Consider the following 17,094-nt stretch of genomic DNA (forward strand, 5'->3'; position numbering starts at 1 on the left):
CCGATGGGATTGTTCGTGTAGGCTCGCTAAACCGTCTGCTTCAAAAGCTCTAAAAGTGTTGCGTACTGTTTGGGTGGCGATTCTCAGGGACCTGGCAATTTGGGAGACCACCTGACCCTCATGGCTGGCCAGCAGAATCTGGCTGCGCCGCACCGTGAAGGCGTCTTTGGATTTGAGCTGATCTTGGATGTGCTGGACTTCTGTTTCGCTGAGGGGTCGGACTTTGACTTTGCTGCCCATAGCTCACTGTGACAGATGACGGACATCTTCACAATCTCACTTGTGATCCTGCACTAGATGATTTTTACCGTGTGGCACATCACGCTCTCGGCTCTCGGCCTCTCGGCAAATGGGCGAGGTTTGCCAAGCCCTCACACAGCCTTCTGCTGGCCGCAGGCCCAATCCCGAGTTCTCACATCGGAATACGGTTACCAATGTCCCTGCCTCAAACCCCTAAACTGAAACCATGAGCATCCGAAGCTGGGAAGAGGTCCGGCAGGACTTTCCAATTCTGCAACGCACTGTGAACGGCAAAAGGCTGGTGTATCTGGACTCCACCGCCACCGCCCAGAAACCCCGACAGGTCATCGAAGCCCTGTCCCATTTTTACGAGCACACCAACGCCAACATCCACCGGGGATCGTATTCCCTGTCCATGGAATCCACCCACCTCTATGAAGAGGCCCGTGCCAGAGTGGCAAGCCTGATCCATGCCCCTGAGAATGGGGTGGTTTTCACCCGCAACACCACCGAAGCCATCAATCTGGTTGCCCGAACCTGGGCTCTGGACCACCTGAAACAAGGGGACCAGATTCTGGTCACCGAAATGGAGCACCACTCCAATCTGGTGCCGTGGCACATCGCTGCCAGAGCCACAGGTGCATCTGTGGTGGGGGTGGGCATCACCCCAGAGGGCAGGTTGGACCTGCAGGATTACCAGCAGAAACTGGCTTCTGGAAACGTGAAACTGGTCGCGGTGACCCACATTTCCAATGCCCTTGGGACCATCAACCCCATTCAGGACCTGACCTGCATGGCCCATCAGGTGGGGGCAGTGGTTCTGGTGGATGGTGCCCAGAGCGTTCCCCACCTGCCTGTGGATGTGCAGGCTCTGGATGTGGACTTTTATGCCTTCAGTGGGCATAAAATGTGCGGTCCCACCGGGGCCAGTGCCCTGTATGCCCGTCCAGAGTTGCTGGAGTCCATGTCGCCGTTTCTGGGTGGGGGAGACATGATTGATCAGGTGTACATTGACCACTCCACTTACGCAGACTTGCCCAACAAGTTTGAAGCAGGAACCCCTGCCATTGCGGAAGTGATTGCTCTGGGCGTGGCTGCCCAGTACCTGCAAGACCTCGGAATGGAACGGGTTTTCCAGCATGAGCAGGAATTGATTGGGTATGCCCTGGAACGCATTCAGGAGATTCCAGAGTTGATCCAGTACGGTCCCATCGGCCCGGACCGTGCAGGGGTCATCGGTTTCAACTTGCAGGGCATTCATTCCCACGATGTGGCAGGTTTCCTAGATGAACACGCCATTTGCGTCCGGAGCGGTCACCACTGCGCCCAACCCCTGATGCGGGCTCTGGGGGTGGGTTCCACAGCAAGGGCCAGTTTCTACCTGTACAATACCCGTCAGGACATCGACCTCTGGATTGAGGCCTTGAAGGACATCGTGTCCTTCTTCAAGGAGTGACATGAGTTTGCTGGAAGACCTTTACAAACAGATCATTCTGGAGCATTACAAAAAGCCCAGAAATTACGGAGAACTGGAGCCCCACACCCACCGTCAGGAAGGCAAAAACACCTCCTGCGGAGACGAGATCACCCTGGACCTCACCATCGAAGATGGGGTTGTCAAAGAGGCCCGTTTCAAGGGGCATGGGTGTGCCATTTCGCAGGCCACAGCAAGCCTCATGACCGAGGCCATCAAGGGCAAAAAAGTCTCAGAGGTGCAGGACCTCAGCAGTTACTTCAAAAACATGCTGCGAAACGGCACCCCCCACCCAGAGCTGGGAGAACTCTCTGCATTGCAAGGCATCTCCAAAATTCACGCCAGGGTCAAGTGCGCTTCTTTGCCCTGGACCACTCTGGACGAAGCCCTGAAGTAAAACCTCGGTTTGAGGCAAGAACAGTGAAGAAGGTTGGCTTTTGGGCCGACCTTCTTTTGTGTTTCAGGCAAGCTGAGCATGCTCGTACAAACACCGATCACAAAGCCTTAATTTCTGAATGGTACGATTTCACCCAGAGCTGGCCATCTGGCCCAAAGGAGAAGCATTTTGCTGGAGCATCTGCAAGACATCATTCTGAAGTTCGGCTACATTGGCATTGCCGCAACTTTGTTGCTTGAAACAGGTTTTCTGATTTTCTTTTTTCTGCCCGGAGACACTTTGCTTTTGGCCGTGGGCACCATTGCGGCCACCGGAACCCTGAACATCTGGACCACCATCCTCTCTGCTTTCATTGGAGCTGTGCTGGGCAATGCTGTGGGTTACTGGGTGGGGGCCAAGTATGGCCGAGCGGTCTTCAGCAACCAGAACAGCAAACTCTTCAAACCCGAGAACATCACCAAAGCCGAGTATTTCTACCAGAAGTACGGTGCTCTGGCGATCATCCTGTCCCGCTTTGTGCCGGGCGTGCGGGCCATTGTGCCCACACTGGCCGGAATGGTCCGCATGAATTACGGCCTGTTCATGCTGTTGAACATGTTCAGTGCTGCCCTCTGGACGGTCAGTTTGCCCTTGCTGGCTTATTATGTGGTGCCCATGCTGGGCATCGATCCCAAAACCCTCGACAAGTACATCCTGATCATCATCCTGTGTGCTTTTCTGGTGCCCCTCATTCCGGTGGGTTACCGGATGCTCAAGCCCGCCAAAAACCACTGAGCAAACCCTTCAAACCAAACAAAAAACAGCCCCTAAGGGCTGTTTTTGACTGAAATTTTAACTGAAAGGGGAGAAGATCAATCCAGGAAGTCGCGCAGTTTGCGGGTGCGGGACTCGTGGTATTTCAGTTTGCGCAGGGCTTTGTTCTCGATCTGGCGGATGCGCTCACGGGTGACATTGAAGTACTGTCCCACCTCTTCAAGGGTGTGTTCACGTCCGTCCACGAGGCCTTTGCGCAGTTTGAGCACCATGGCTTCACGCTCGGTGAGTTTGGAGAGGGCTTTCTCCAGTTCCTCGCTGAGCAGGGTTTTGGCGGCGTTCTCAACGGGGCTGTCGAGGTTCTCATCGGGGATGAAGTCGCCGTAGAAGCTGTCTTTCTCGTCACCGATGGGGGTTTCCAGAGAGACCGGCTCCTGAGACACCTTCTGGACCTCTTCCACTTTGGCAGCGTCCCATCCGGGACCCATGGCTTCGGCGATCTCTTCGTAGCTGGGTTCTCTGGAGAGTTCTTGCTGCAACTGGCGGGCCGTGCGGGTCAGTTTGTTGATGGTTTCGACCATGTGCACCGGAATGCGGATGGTGCGGGCCTGATCGGCAATGGCGCGGTTGATGGCCTGACGGATCCACCAGGTGGCGTAGGTGGAGAACTTGTAGCGGCGTTTGTACTCGAATTTCTCAACGGCGCGAATCAAGCCCTGGTTGCCTTCCTGAATCAGGTCCAGGAAGCCCAGACCCCGTCCGGTGTACTTCTTGGCAATGGAGACCACCAGACGCAAGTTGGCTTCGATCAGTTGCTGGCGGGCATACTGACCGTCTTCCACAAGGCGTTGCAGGCGGCGTTGTTTGCGCTCGTCTTCGCTGTTTTCTCCGGCTTCCAGACGCTTGCGGGCCTCTTCACCGTCTTCGATGCGGCGGGCCAGATCGATTTCCTCGTCGAGGGTCAGGAGGGGAACACGACCAATTTCATGCAGGTACTGGCGCACCGGGTCGTTGGAAACGGTTTTGGGGATGTCGTCGAAGTATTCGTCTTCTTCCTCGTCGTCATCGTCGTCATCGTCGCCAAAGCCGGCCACTTCATCGTCATCATCGGCCAGATCGCTGATTTCGATGCCTTTGCTCTGCACAAAGCCTTGCAGGTCATCGATTTCCTCGAGCATGTCGGCTTCAGAGGTTCCGGTGCCGTCCAGAGCGAGGTTCAGTGCAGCGGCAATTTCATCGGTGGACAGCACCCCCATGGTTTTTCCCACACGCAAGAGGTCCTGAATGGCCTGATGCTGGATGTAGGGTTTTTCGGGTCTGGGGGCCGCATCAGGATCAACTGGAGCGGCAGCACGGCGGCCCTTGGGTTTTGGGGCTTCTTCTGCCGTGGCTTTCTTGCGGGTCCGCACTTTTGCGGCGCTCTGGGACACAGGAGTGGATTCTTGTGGAACTTCAATGGTCTCGCTGGTCTTCTTGGAGCGTGTGCGTTTTTCAGTCATGTATCACTCCCTCACGGCAAGAATACCGCATCATAGAAGTGTAGCAAATTTCTGCACAGAAGTCTGGGAGACTTCTTAAACTTGCTTCACGTTTTACCCTTTACGAGAGGCCCTTCAATTTCGTTCCCGGATGCCCCTCAAGACCTTGTAACTCTTGTTTTTCACCACCAGTTTCACCGGACCGTAAGCCTCCATCAGGGATTCGTAGGGCAGGAACTGGTTGGCCACCACCCACACTTCACCTTTCTGGCGGACCCTCTGGTAAGCCACCCGGATGAACTCCTCTGCAACCTCCAGAATCACATCGCTTCCCACGTGAAAAGGAGGATTCATCACCACCAGATCGAATTCTGCTTGCTCTGGAAGGGCACTCCCCACATCCGAATGCAAAGCGGTGACCGAGAGGTTGGCGGCTCTGGCGTTCATTTCGATGCTGCGAACCGAAGCCAGATCTTCTTCCAGCAAGGTCACTTCAGCCCCGAGCTGAGCACACCGCAGCCCGAGAATGCCTGCTCCGGCACCAATGTCCAGCACCCGTTGTCCAGCGGGGGAGGGCAAATGGGACAGGAGCAACTGGCTGGCTTCATCGATTTTGTTGGCGCTGAACACGCCAGGCAAGGAAGCCAAAGTGAGGTCTTCAAAGGTGTAACTGTAGGTTTGAGGGGCCTCCAGTTGGGCTTCGGTTTTTTCTTTGATGAACCCGGCGACCCGCATCCCTTTGTGGCGTTCCAGAATTTCGCCTTCCCCAAAAGCGACTTTGAACCATTTGAAGTAGCGCTCAAACCCCCGGTCTTTGTCTCCGGCAATCAGGCACAGCCCACCCATGCGGGTGCAGGCAAAGGCCGCCTGAAGGTATTCTTTGACGGCTTCGTTGCCTTTGTCGGCAGGCAAAACCGCCAGCACGGTGTCAAAGCTGCCCGAGGCTTCTGAAGGCAGACTGGCTTTGACCGTGACCCTGGGATCGTCTTTGAACTGGCGTTCCAGCACCTCCAGAGCCGCTCGGGACCGCTCCAGAAGGGTGATCTGGTGGTTGGACAGGTAAAGGGCCACAGCACCATTCTGGGCGGTCAGGTCCAGCACGGTTTCGCCCAGATCCACTGGAGGATCCATCAGGACTTGCAGCAAAAGGGCCTGACCATCGTCCAGACCGGGATGACCCCTCACGCCGGCTTTGGTGAGGATGCCCCGCTCGGGCAGTTTGGGAGGAAGTTTGGCAATTTTGAGGTCAGAATACATCAGCACTATAGTGTACTCGTTATGGTGCGTTTGGAATGTAAAAGCTGGCTGGACTTGAAACTCAAGTTCAGGTTTTCATGCAGAGGAATCCTCACAACAGAAAACCCATGTGCAGCACGGAGATTTTTCACTCAAAAGGGAGAAATCCCGTTTGCAACGCCTTCTGCTTTCGACCTTCTGCTTTCCTCAACAGGATGGAATGCTGCAAGGGTGATTCTGCATTGGAGGACCCAACTGTGACCCCTTCATGGGCACTGGAAACCCAACTCGGGGATTTCAAGTTGATCCTCGGGATTGATGAGGCAGGCCGGGGGGCTCTGGCAGGTCCGGTGGCGGTTGCTGGGGTAATCTTGCCTCCAGAGCGTCCAGAATTGCCATATCGGGATTCGAAAACCCTGTCGTTTGACCGCCGGGTGGAACTCGCAGCCCATGTGCGGTCTTACGCTGTGAAATACGCCATCAAACTGGTGCCTGCTTCAGACATTGATGCCACAGGCATCCTGAAGGTCGTCATCCGTGCCAGCGAAGAGATCGTGCAGGAGCTTGATCCAGAGGGCGTCATCACCGATTACTTGAAAATCAAGACCGCTCTGCCTTTGCTGGCTGTCCCCAAAGCAGATGCCAACTCTTACACCGTGGCGGCTGCAAGCCTGCTTGCCAAAACCGCCAGAGACCAGTACATGATTGAACTCCACGACAGGCACCCTGAATACGGTTTTGCAGGACACAAAGGTTATGGCACAGCCGAGCACCTTCAGGCTTTGCAGCAGCATGGCATCACACCTGAACACCGCAAAACCTTCAAGCCGGTTTCACAAGGGTCCTTGTTTGATGCATTTTCCTGATTTTGCTGCAAAGAAATCTGGTTTTTTCTGACAAAATGCCAGAATGTGCTTTCACATTTGGTGCAAAGTGAAGTCAATGTGCACAACAAAAAAAACACTTCTTGACGGTCTTCTTGGGGAGAAGCGAAAAGAATTTGCTCTTGTGGCTTTCAATTCTGCAGCGTACGTTATAATCTATAAAAGCAAAATTTGGGGAGTGATCTTGTGAGCCGTTTAGCCCTTGTAGTGCACAACCATCAACCCAACGGGAACCTGCCTGACCTCTTTGAAAGAGCACACCAGACAGCGTATCTGCCCTTCCTGAAGGTGTTACAGGAACACCCCACCATCAAAATCAACCTGCATTACTCTGGAACCCTGCTCCAGTGGATTCAAAAAAACCATCCCAGCACCCTGCAACTGTTGAAACAACTCGTTGAAAGGGGACAGGTGGAACTGCTGGCCGGAGGCATGCACGAACCCTTGCTTCCCCTGATCCCCAAACGGGACCGGATGGCCCAGATCTCTGCCCAGAGGGAATGGATGGCCCAGCACCTGTCTTCCCGCAGCAAAGGGGTCTGGCTTGCCGAGTGCGCATGGGACACCGACCTCCCAGAAACCCTGTCTGAGTGCGGGGTGGAATACACCCTGCTCGATGACACCCAGATCCCCGAGCAAGCCCTGCCTGCCACCTTCTACATGACCGAGCACGATGGTCACAACGTGCGGGTGTTTGTGATGCAGCACCAGTTGCACAACCAGATGCCTTACGCCCAGCCTGCCACCATCATCGAGAACATCCGTGCCCAGAAACAACTGGTGGTCCTCGGGGAGGATGGGGAAAGCTTTGGCCTCACCGGAGACACTTTCCAGCGTTGCTACGAAGAGGGCTGGCTGAAAGGGTTCTTTCAAGCCCTTGAGCAAAACCGCGACATTCAATTGGTGCACCTCTCGGACGAACTCAAACAGCCTTGCAGTGGGCTGGTCTACGTGCCCAGCAGCTCGTTTGCAGCTCCAGATGGGTATTTCCGTCAGGCCATGGCCAAGTATGCGGGCATCAACAACCTGCACAAACGCATGCGTTACACCAGCTTGAAACTCGACCTGACGCCCAGAGCTTCCCAGCAGGCTTATGAGCACCTCTGGCGTGGGCAAACCGGCGATGCTTACTGGCCCACCAGTGCCGAGTACAACTTTGTGCGCTTCGAAGCCTATCGCAACCTGATCCGTGCTGAAAACGAAATTGAACCCCGCAAGTACAGTTGGCTGGAAATCGATTACCGGGACACCAACGGAGACGGGGTGCAGGAACTCATTGCGGAAAGCCACACCATGAACCTGCACTTTTCCCCCACCGAGGGGGGAAGCCTGCAAGAATGGGACTACCGCGAGAAAGCCGTCAACCTCGTGGATTCTTACAGCGACCACCCGAGAACCCACCCCAGAACCCTCGTGGAGCACTTCTTTGGCGGAGAGGTCAGCCTGAGGTCCTTTGCACATGGACAGTACCTTGAACTCGGGGATTTCTCTACGGGGCTGTTTGACGCGGGCAAATACCGCAACCGGGTCACCCTGAGCCGCATGGGCATTGTGCGGGGTCCTGCCGGGATTCCGGTGCCTGTGGAACTCAAAAAGAGCCTGAAAATCCTGCCCAAAGAACACCAGATCGAACTGGAATACCGCATCACCAACCACGGAGACTGGGACATCATCACCCGTTTTGGCAGCAAATGGAACTTCGGTCTGCTGGCCGGAGATTCCCCGGACCGCTACTTCTACATCAATGGACGCAAAGTGGGATCTCTGGGGTCCACACAGGAGCACCGCGAGGTGACCCACGCAGGCATCGTGGACGAGTGGCTTGGCATAAGGGTGGTTTTTGAATTCGAGGGGCGCGAAGCCACCATCTGGCACTACCCGGTGGTCTGTGACCGCAAACGCCCCCTGTACCAGTCCAGCGTGTTCATGCCGGTCTTCGATCTGGATTTGCCCAAGGGCCGTTCCAGACGGTTGGCCTTCAATGTTCATGTTGAGGAGTTGTGACCCGTGGACCTTCGGCCCATGGAAGAAGCCACCCTCTATGACCGCCTGACCGAAGCGGGGCTCTGGACATTGATCCACCGATTTTACGATCTGGTGCACCAGCATCCCCGGCTTAGCGAAATCTTCCCCGAGGACCTCACCGAAACCCGCGAAAAGCAGTTTGCTTTCATGAGTGGCTTTTTTGGGGGTCCTTCTCTGTACCTGCAGAAGTACGGACACCCGAGGTTGCGCATGCGGCACCTGCCTTTCCCCATCGGAGAGACAGAGGCCAGAGCATGGCTCTCTTGCATGCAGCAGGCGTTGCAGGACACTGTGCCAGACCAAAAGTTGCGCGAGGACATTTTTGCTGCCCTCGCGCGAACTGCGGTTCACATGATCAACCAATGAAGCTGTTTTGCTGGGCCATCAATGGTCCACGAGCACACTGGAACGGTTGAGTGGCACCGAATCCACAATGGTGAATTCTCCGCACACATCCTTGGTGAGCACCAGTTCAGAACAGGTCCAGGTCAGGTGGGGGATGTAGGTCTGCTGGGCAAGTTGCCAGACAGCTTCTTCCTCCCACGGGACAATCCCAAGTCCGACCGTGATGTGGGGCAGGTAATCCGGCCCATCCACGGGTTTGAACGGTTCTCCTCCAAGGGTCCTGCACATCTGGTGGGCTTCCCGGAAACTCGGGGTGCTCTCCAGCGAGACGTAAAGCACATTCGGGAACCTTTTCCACCCGCACGAGCTGAGGGTCAGTGTGGAGAGGTCGCGGGAAAGGTCATGAAACTTCTCTTTCAATTCCTCTTCGCTGCCTTGCCAGTAAAACGGTGAGCGCAAATTGATGTGCGGTACGCCGTATCCTGCCAACTGATGATCTCGCTGAAACGCCCGAATGAAACGCATCAACTCGGGGTGGGGCCAAACCAAAACGCCGTATAAGGTCATAGGACTCAAGCCTTCGTTATTTTATAACGGCAAGCCCCTGCACCGGTAGCGATCTGACTGACTCGCTCAATGGGGACACCCAGCAGCCGTTCGTAGAGACTCATCTCACACTGACAGAGCGCCTTGTATCGCCGGGCCACGGCGATGCTCGGGCAGTTGCGTTGCTCCAGCAACCACTCACCGGCATCGGTGAGGGTGGCCTGATAACCAGCTTCGCACAACAGCTCTGACAACTTCCGTACTTTCTGATCCAGAGTCAGGTGCGCCAGTTGCGGAGCCAGTTGCTGGTACAGGGATTCTTCTCTGGCAGAGAACAACTGCAACACCATCTGCTCACCACACAGGCTTTCCAGATGGCCCAGCAAATCCAGACACAGGCCTGAGTAATTCTTGGGGAAAGCCTCCTCGCCTTTGTGGGTGAGGTGGTAAACGAACTGTGGACGGCCTTTCCCACAGCGTTTTTCCAGTTGACCGGCAATGTACTGCTCCTCTTCCAGATCCACAAGGTGTTTGCGGATGGCAGGAACCGTCACGCCCAGAGCCGCTGCAAGGTCCTGGGTGGTGGCACCGCAGGACTCTTTCAGATGGGCCAGAATTTTGCGTTTGGTGTGGTCTGGATTGGGCAGCATAAGGGTTACAGCATGGGCAGGGATTGCAGGCTCTGGACACTGATGCGTCCAGCAAGGTTCTGGCTGATCTTCACAAGGGCCTGAGCAGAAGTGCTCTCGGGGTGGGAAATCACCACTGGGGTTCCCTGATCGGAAGCTTCACGCAGGGGCATGTCCAGCGGGACCTCGCCAAGGAAATGCAGGGCCATCTGTTCGGCTTTGCGTTTGCCGCCTCCGTGTCCAAAGATGTCGTAGCGGGTTCCGGTGTCTGGAGCAATGAAGTAACTCATGTTCTCCACGACACCCAGAATCGGAATGCTGCTCTTCTTGAACATGTCCAGTGCTCGGGCCGCATCAATCAGGGCAACATCCTGAGGGGTGGTCACGATGACCGCTCCGGTGATGCTGACCGACTGGGCCAGAGAAAGCTGCACATCACCAGTGCCTGGGGGCAAATCGATGATCAGGTAGTCCAGTTCGCCCCACATGGCTTCTTTGAGGAACTGCTGGATGGCACCGTGCAGCATGGGACCACGCCACACCAGAGCCTGACCTGCGGGCACCAGATTGGCCATGGAAAGGAATTTCACCCCAAAGCGTTCCAGAGGCAGCATTTGCTTGTTCTGGTTGGCTTTGATGCGGTCTTCGGTGTTGCCCAGCATGTGCGCAATGCTGGGGCCGTAAATGTCGGCGTCCATCAGGCCCACACGGGCACCACTCTGGGCCAGAGCGATGGCCAGGTTGGTGGAGACGCTGGATTTTCCCACGCCCCCTTTTCCACTGCCCACCAGAATCACGTGCTGGATTCCGGGCAGGGCAGGTTTGTTGTTGGAGCGCACTGTGGCACCAAATTCCACATTGACACTGCTGGCACCGACCGCTTCGATGGCGCGGCGAACGTCTGCCTCGATGACCCCCTTGAGGGGACAGGCAGGGGTGGTGAGGTTGATCTTGACGTGCACTTGCGTGCCACTCACCGAAACCCGTTCGACCATTCCCAGCGAAACCAGATCCTGATGCAACTCGGGGTCGTTCACGAGGCTCAGGGCTTTTAACACGATGTCTTCAGTGACCACAGGCATGCTAAGCAGGGTAGCACTGCAAGGGGTTGGCACTCAAGGAGTAGCGTCACAATAGATGAGTCGAAACTGAGAAAAAAGGGCTGCGCCCTGCCAAGGGCTGAGAGCCAAGGGCCGAGGGCGGGTGACCGGTGACCACCTGTGTTGTGGAGACATAAGACCAGAAAGACATTTCCAGCTTTTGATTCAACATTTGAGAACCACTGCATTTGTGCTTGAGGTGATGGTGGCGTCAGGCTTTCTGAATTTTGTTGTGTGATGCAGTGTCAACAGTTCTGAGGGTGCCCTCGGCTCTCTGCCCTCGGCTCTCGGCAATTTGAAACGTGTTCTGCTCACCTGTTCAGGCTTTTCATCCCCATTGTCATGCCTTTTTTCACAAAAGGCGCTATAATCAGCCCGTGATTCCCGCGTGTGGTCCTTACCTGCCTGAACTCCTGCTGGAGGACGGCGACATCCGAACCTACCTGGGTACGGACACCATCACCGGTATGCCGGTTCTGCTGTACCTCAGCCGTGAACCGCTGACCCTCACCGAGCTTTCTGCGCCGCACCTGTTGCCGTTTCTGGACTCGGGCCACGAAGGTCGGGATTATTACCTGATGGCTGGCCTTCCCCTGACATTCCGGCCTCTTCCCAAAAGCATCCCCAGAGACCTTTTAGAAGACATCTGGGAAGCGGGTTTGCGCATGCTGCAAGGCCTGCACGAAGCTGGGAAAACCTTTGGCCGTTTCACCATCCACAACTGCCTTCTGAATGGAAAAGATGTGCTTTTCGCTGGAGCTGGAGTCACCTCTGGCAGCGAAAAAACCGACATCCGCAACCTCGCCAAAGTGGTCATGCAACTGATGGGTGGACAGCCCTCTTCAGAGCTGTCCACGGTCATGCGAAACCAGCTGGAACGCCTGATGCAAAACCACTTCATCAGTGCAGCCCACCTGCTGCGTGACTTTGTGGCAAGGCCCAAGACCTCCACCCAGACGGTTTTGCAAAGCGTCAAAGCGGCCCCAGAGCCAGAGCCCACCGAAACCTTTGAAGAGGCCGAAATCCAGATTGAGGACCTCCCTTCAGAGCCAGAGGCCCCACCTGTGGTGGTCCGCATCGGTTGGGACGACGATGAATCCTGGCGTCAGGTGCAAACCCCACAGCAAGCCCAGCAACAACAAAATGCTGGAGGCTCTGGGATCCTGCGTTACCTGACCACCATCGGCATTGGCATTTTGTTGCTGGCCGGGGCAGGGGTCGGTTGGTGGTACGCTGCCAACCAGCAAGCCAAAACCCCAGACACCACAACCACAACCACCGCCACATGCTGTGTCGTGGATTTTGCCCTCACCCGCAAAGGACAACCTTACAACTCACAGGCCAAACTGGTCGCAGTGAAGGTCCCCGAAGGCAGCAGTTACAAAGCCGGAGACACCCTCGGTCTGGTGCCCGGCACGGTGCGTTTCCCCTCAGTCAAAGGGGACTACATCCTGAAAGTGGAAGTTCCCGGCATGCGCACCTCCACCTTCAAACTGGAAATGCCCACCTCTGGACCGATGACCATTGATTTGCAGTGAAGCCGAGGGCACAGGGATAAAAAGCTTTGGCATCAGCAACGCAGGGCGAGGCACGCCTCGCCCCTACATGCCCTCAGCCTCCCTGTACAAAACTGGTCGATTTCCCACCCTTTCCCGTATAATTCAAAAGAATTTCTGGCAGGGTGATCCCTGCGGAATGTCGGTCGGTCTTTCAGGCGCAGTCAGCGACCAGAGGTTTGAACGGTCCTGACTGATTTTTTGGGTCTCAAAGCCATTTTGAGGCCGGTTTTGACAGGAGGCTCTTGTGAGCATCGTGATTCTTGATTTCGGCAGCCAGTTCACCCGTCTGATCGCCAGACGTTTCCGTGAATTGGGCGTCTACAGTGTGATCCTTCCCGGCGGTGCCCCTCTGGAGCGCATCCTGCAAGAAAAACCCCAGGGTGTGGTGCTCTCGGGTGGCCCAAGCAGCGTTTACGATGACAATGCACCCAAACCTGCAGCAGGGGTGCTGGATCTGGAAGTGCCCATCCTCGGGATTTGTTACGGCATGCAGTATCTGGCCCACACGGCAGGTGGGGAAGTCAAACGTGCAGGCAAACGCGAGTACGGCAAAGCCGAACTGAGCAAATACTCGGGTCGCCTTTTTGCTGGGGTTTCTGGTGAATTCATCGCATGGATGAGCCACAGCGATTCCGTCATCACCCTGCCTGAAGGCTACGATGTGGTTGCGGAGACCATCGACACGCCTGTGACCGCCATCGAGAACAATGAAACCCGCCGTTATGGGGTGCAATTCCACCCTGAGGTGGTTCACACCCCCAAAGGCACGCAAGTGCTCCTCAACTTCCTTGAGGTGTGTGGCGTGGCCCGCGACTGGACCCCCGAGCACATCGTGGAAGAACTGATTGCCGATGTGCGGGCCAAAGTCGGCTCTGGCAAAGTGCTGCTGGGCATTTCTGGAGGCGTGGACTCCAGCACACTTGCCCTCCTGCTGGCCAAAGCAGTGGGCGAGCAACTGACCGCTGTGTTCATTGACCACGGTCTTTTGCGTCTGGGTGAACGCGATCAGGTGGAGCAGGCCCTGCGTCCTCTGGGTGTGAATCTGGTGGTCGTGGACGCCTCCGAGGAGTTCCTTGGGGCTCTGGATGGGGTCAGCGATCCCGAGCAGAAACGCAAAATCATTGGCCGTGAATTCATCCGGGCGTTTGAACGTGAAGCCCGCAAGTACGGTCCTTTCGAGTTCCTTGCACAGGGCACCCTGTACCCCGACGTGATCGAATCCGCCGGTGGAGAAGGGGCTGCCAACATCAAGAGCCACCACAACGTGGGTGGTCTCCCCGAGGACCTCGCTTTCAAACTGGTCGAGCCTTTCCGCACCCTCTTCAAAGACGAAGTGCGTGAAATTGCTGCCCTGCTGGGCCTCCCTGACCACATCCGTTTGCGTCACCCTTTCCCCGGTCCCGGTCTTGCCATCCGCATCCTCGGTGCCATCACCCGCGAAAAAATCGACATCCTGCAACGTGTGGATGACATCTTCATCTCGGGCCTCCGCGAGTACGACCTGTACAACCACACCGCGCAAGCTCTGGCCGTTCTGACCCCCATCCAATCGGTTGGCGTGATGGGCGACGAGCGCACCTACTCTTACACCGTGGCCCTGCGTGCCGTCACCAGTGCCGACTTCATGACCGCAGAGTGGGCGCAACTGCCTTATGAATTTCTGGCCACCATCTCCAACCGCATCGTGAACCACGTCCACGAGATCAACAGGGTGGTCTACGACATCACCTCCAAACCCCCAGCCACCATCGAGTGGGAGTGAAGCCTTAAGCGGATCCGGGCGCAGTTTTGTATGCTGCGCCCTTTTCCTGCCGGAACCCTCGGGGGTATCCTCGCGTATTCTGACTCAGTGAGGTAATGACCATGAAAGGATCTTTGACCGAAAATCTGCTGAAAATCGTGGGCATCGTGATTGCCGCGATTGTGGTGCTCTGGCTGCTGGGCATCCTTTTCAACCTGTTGGGTGGCCTGTTCATCGGTCTGGTGGGCCTTTTGAAGGGACTGTTGCGTTTCCTGATCATCGCCAGCATCGTGGGTGGTGTGGTTTACCTGATCGTTTCTCTGCTGAAGAAAAAGTAGACAGTTCACAGTAAACAGTTCACAGCGAACCTGTAAAGAACAAGAAAAACACCTTGGAGATGGTTTCCAAGGTGTTTGGTGTTTTTTGCTGACAGCTGAGGGCTGACAGCCCCCAGCTGTCAGCTGAACGCTTTTTACAGATTGGCGATCAGGGCGTCAGCGAATTCAGAGCACTTGACTTCGGTGGCTCCGTCCATCAGGCGGGCAAAGTCGTAAGTGACGGTTTTCTGGGAGATGGTTTTGCTCATGGAGTTGAGGATCAGGTCGGCGGCTTCAGACCAGCCGAGGTGACGCAGCATCATTTCGCCAGAGAGGATCACGCTGGAGGGGTTCACTTTGTCCAGACCAGCGTATTTGGGGGCGGTGCCGTGGGTGGCTTCGAAGATGGCGTGTCCGGTGACGTAGTTGATGTTGGCACCGGGAGCAATGCCGATTCCGCCCACCTGTGCAGCCAGAGCGTCACTGAGGTAGTCACCGTTCAGGTTGAGGGTGGCGACCACGTCGTACTCAGCGGGACGCAGCAGGATTTGCTGGAGGAAGGCGTCTGCAATGGCATCTTTGATGATGATGCCGTTGGGCAGTTTGCACCATGGGCCACCGTCAATTTCCACAGCGCCGAACTCTTCTTTGGCCAGCTCGTAACCCCAGTCGCGGAAAGCGCCTTCGGTGAACTTCATGATGTTGCCTTTGTGCACCAGAGTGACGCTCTTGCGGTTGTTGTCGATGGCGTACTGGATGGCGGCACGCACCAGACGCTTGGTGCCTTCCTCGGAGACGGGTTTGATGCCCAGACTGCTGCTCTCGGGGAAGCGGATTTTGTTGACGCCGAATTCGGTTTGCAGGAACTTGATGAGTTTCTGAACCTGCTCGGTTCCGGCTTTGTACTCGATGCCAGCATAGATGTCTTCGGTGTTTTCACGGAAGATCACCATGTCCACAAGCTCGGGTTGTTTGACAGGGGTGGGCACGCCATCAAAGTAGGTCACAGGACGCACGCAGGCGTACAGGTCCAGAATCTGGCGCAGGGCCACGTTGATGGAACGGATGCCGCCACCCACGGGGGTGGTCAGGGGGCCTTTGATGCCCACGAGGTACTCTTTGAAAGCTTCGTTGGTTTCGTCGGGAAGCCAGATGGTCTCGTTGTACACTTCGTTGGCTTTGTCGCCAGCGTACACTTCCATCCAGACGATTTTCTTCTCGCCGTTGTAGGCTTTCTCAACGGCAGCGTCCAGCACGCGGACAGAAGCCTGCCAGATGTCTGGGCCGGTGCCGTCACCCTCGATGAAAGGGATGATGGGGTTGTTGGGAACCTGCAGTTTTCCGTCCTGCATGGTGACTTTGACGCCGTCGGTGGGAACCTTGATTTTCGACATGAAATACCTCCGTAAGGCCTACTTTAAGTGCTGTGTATCAGGTACACTAAATCACTTGTGCGGATGAATCAACCAGAGATTCCGTAACTGCATGACAGACACAACCACACCCTGACAATAAAAACAGGTCCGGGCAATGAAAACACCGGACCAGAGATGAAATGAACCGAATTTAAGGCAACTGGTTCAGGAAGGTCTTGAAGTCGTTGATGCGGGTGGTCACCAGGAAACCATTCCCCTGAATTTCCGTGAAGCTGCGCTGTCCTGGATCCCCATACACCTGAAAAATGGGGCTTTCCGCTTGCGAATTGAAATACAACGTCACACCACCAGCAAGGATGTTGGTGCTGCAACGCTGTCCACGCTCTGGCAGGAAGCAGAATTTGTAAAACTGCTCGGTGGGTTGCTCCTTCACCTCAGGATAAAACCCTTTGGTCTCCATCAATTTGGTGGTGGGCATGTACACAATGCCCCCATCCTGCACAGTCACAATGTAATTGCCCTGTTTTGAGAGGGCGTACACTTGCTCTTTCAAGGCTTGCCCATCCACAGACAGTTGGCGTCCAATCAAAACGGCTGTCTGGTCTCCAGAGACCGGTACCTGAAACGTGCGGCTCTGGTCTTCGTTCACCACCACAAAAGGCAAATGGTTTCTGACACTCGGGATGGTTTCTCCAGTGGGACCGCTGGCAGTGGGCGCACAAGCCCCGAGCAGCAGCACTGGAACAAACCAGAAATGCTTGATCATGGAAAGACCTCCAAACAACGCAATTATAGGGAGAATTGCCTTGAAAAACATTTGAGGGGTGAGAGTGGGCCGGTGGACTGCTGAGGGGAGATGGCAAGGGCCGATTTGCCGAGGGCCGAGAGCATTGCAGAAGGCAGAAGGCAGCGCCCCAGTGCCGACGGTGCCGTCACCGAGGCACGCTTTAAGGGGCAAGAAGAAGGCAGAAGGCAGAAGGCAGAAGGCAGAAGG

General features: G+C 55.8%; 17 protein-coding genes. 9 read left to right on the forward strand and 8 right to left on the reverse strand.

Going from position 1 to position 17,094, the window contains the following annotated elements:
• A partial coding sequence (locus Q371_RS24625) for a helix-turn-helix domain-containing protein (RefSeq protein WP_034346240.1) occupies positions 1-240 on the reverse strand: 240 nt, incomplete at its 3' end.
• A 226-nt stretch (positions 241-466) separates the two neighbouring features.
• On the opposite strand from Q371_RS24625, the gene Q371_RS24630 reads away from it, so the two are divergent.
• The 3 genes from Q371_RS24630 to Q371_RS24640 all read left to right on the forward strand — a co-directional run bounded on the left by Q371_RS24630 (position 467) and on the right by Q371_RS24640 (position 2,885).
• Positions 467-1,696, forward strand: coding sequence for a cysteine desulfurase (locus Q371_RS24630; RefSeq protein WP_034346243.1), 1,230 nt, complete (start codon positions 467-469; stop codon positions 1,694-1,696).
• A gap of 1 nt (position 1,697) precedes the next feature.
• Positions 1,698-2,111, forward strand: a complete 414-nt coding sequence (gene sufU / locus Q371_RS24635; RefSeq protein WP_034346246.1) for a Fe-S cluster assembly sulfur transfer protein SufU — start codon at positions 1,698-1,700, stop codon at positions 2,109-2,111.
• Between the two features lie 168 nt (positions 2,112-2,279).
• A complete protein-coding gene (locus Q371_RS24640) occupies positions 2,280-2,885 on the forward strand; it encodes a DedA family protein (RefSeq protein WP_051965227.1) in 606 nt (201 codons plus the stop codon).
• A gap of 77 nt (positions 2,886-2,962) precedes the next feature.
• On the opposite strand, the gene rpoD is transcribed toward Q371_RS24640, so the two are convergent.
• Together rpoD and Q371_RS24650 are read right to left on the reverse strand one after the other, a co-directional pair.
• A complete protein-coding gene (rpoD, locus tag Q371_RS24645) occupies positions 2,963-4,363 on the reverse strand; it encodes an RNA polymerase sigma factor RpoD (protein WP_034346249.1) in 1,401 nt (466 codons plus the stop codon).
• A 114-nt stretch (positions 4,364-4,477) separates the two neighbouring features.
• Positions 4,478-5,599, reverse strand: a complete 1,122-nt coding sequence (locus Q371_RS24650; RefSeq protein ID WP_051965228.1) for a class I SAM-dependent methyltransferase — start codon at positions 5,597-5,599, stop codon at positions 4,478-4,480.
• A 236-nt stretch (positions 5,600-5,835) separates the two neighbouring features.
• On the opposite strand from Q371_RS24650, the gene Q371_RS24655 reads away from it, so the two are divergent.
• The 3 genes from Q371_RS24655 to Q371_RS24665 all read left to right on the forward strand — a co-directional run bounded on the left by Q371_RS24655 (position 5,836) and on the right by Q371_RS24665 (position 8,853).
• Positions 5,836-6,444 carry a ribonuclease HII gene (locus Q371_RS24655; RefSeq protein WP_034346253.1) on the forward strand — a complete coding sequence of 203 codons (609 nt, stop codon included), beginning with the start codon at positions 5,836-5,838 and terminating at the stop codon, positions 6,442-6,444.
• Positions 6,445-6,648: 204 nt separating this feature from the next.
• Positions 6,649-8,466 (forward strand): alpha-amylase/4-alpha-glucanotransferase domain-containing protein, encoded by a 1,818-nt coding sequence (locus tag Q371_RS24660; RefSeq protein ID WP_169743926.1) that lies wholly within the window; start codon positions 6,649-6,651, stop codon positions 8,464-8,466.
• Positions 8,467-8,469: 3 nt separating this feature from the next.
• A complete protein-coding gene (locus Q371_RS24665; protein WP_245618468.1) occupies positions 8,470-8,853 on the forward strand; it encodes a globin domain-containing protein in 384 nt (127 codons plus the stop codon).
• 18 nt (positions 8,854-8,871) lie between these two features.
• On the opposite strand, the gene Q371_RS24670 is transcribed toward Q371_RS24665, so the two are convergent.
• The 3 genes from Q371_RS24670 to Q371_RS24680 are packed head-to-tail and all read right to left on the reverse strand — an operon-like array spanning position 8,872 to position 11,089.
• On the reverse strand, positions 8,872-9,399 hold the full coding sequence (locus Q371_RS24670; RefSeq protein WP_034346262.1) for a 2'-5' RNA ligase family protein: 528 nt from the start codon (positions 9,397-9,399) through the stop codon (positions 8,872-8,874).
• A gap of 5 nt (positions 9,400-9,404) precedes the next feature.
• Complete coding sequence (locus Q371_RS24675) at positions 9,405-10,028, reverse strand: helix-turn-helix transcriptional regulator (RefSeq protein WP_034346265.1); 624 nt, start codon at positions 10,026-10,028, stop codon at positions 9,405-9,407.
• 5 nt (positions 10,029-10,033) lie between these two features.
• Positions 10,034-11,089, reverse strand: a complete 1,056-nt coding sequence (locus tag Q371_RS24680; protein ID WP_034346268.1) for an Mrp/NBP35 family ATP-binding protein — start codon at positions 11,087-11,089, stop codon at positions 10,034-10,036.
• Between the two features lie 395 nt (positions 11,090-11,484).
• Between Q371_RS24680 and Q371_RS24685 the strand changes: the two genes are divergently transcribed.
• The 3 genes from Q371_RS24685 (at position 11,485) to Q371_RS24695 (ending at position 14,745) form a co-directional block, all read left to right on the forward strand.
• The gene (locus Q371_RS24685) at positions 11,485-12,645 is read left to right on the forward strand and encodes a hypothetical protein (RefSeq protein ID WP_034346272.1); all 1,161 of its coding nucleotides are present in this window, start codon (positions 11,485-11,487) and stop codon (positions 12,643-12,645) included.
• A 265-nt stretch (positions 12,646-12,910) separates the two neighbouring features.
• Positions 12,911-14,428, forward strand: coding sequence for a glutamine-hydrolyzing GMP synthase (gene guaA / locus Q371_RS24690; RefSeq protein ID WP_034346275.1), 1,518 nt, complete (start codon positions 12,911-12,913; stop codon positions 14,426-14,428).
• A 101-nt stretch (positions 14,429-14,529) separates the two neighbouring features.
• On the forward strand, positions 14,530-14,745 hold the full coding sequence (locus tag Q371_RS24695; RefSeq protein WP_157442936.1) for a hypothetical protein: 216 nt from the start codon (positions 14,530-14,532) through the stop codon (positions 14,743-14,745).
• Positions 14,746-14,879: 134 nt separating this feature from the next.
• Here Q371_RS24695 and icd read toward each other — a convergent pair whose 3' ends face one another.
• Positions 14,880-16,118: an NADP-dependent isocitrate dehydrogenase gene (gene icd / locus Q371_RS24700; RefSeq protein WP_034346278.1), complete on the reverse strand. Its 1,239-nt coding sequence runs from the start codon at positions 16,116-16,118 to the stop codon at positions 14,880-14,882.
• Positions 16,119-16,290: 172 nt separating this feature from the next.
• The gene (locus Q371_RS24705) at positions 16,291-16,866 is read right to left on the reverse strand and encodes a hypothetical protein (RefSeq protein WP_034346281.1); all 576 of its coding nucleotides are present in this window, start codon (positions 16,864-16,866) and stop codon (positions 16,291-16,293) included.
• Positions 16,867-17,094: the final 228 nt, after the last annotated feature.

Origin of the sequence: Deinococcus misasensis DSM 22328 (assembly GCF_000745915.1) — a bacterium.
In the GTDB taxonomy this organism is placed as follows: Bacteria; Deinococcota; Deinococci; order Deinococcales; family Deinococcaceae; genus Deinococcus_C; species Deinococcus_C misasensis.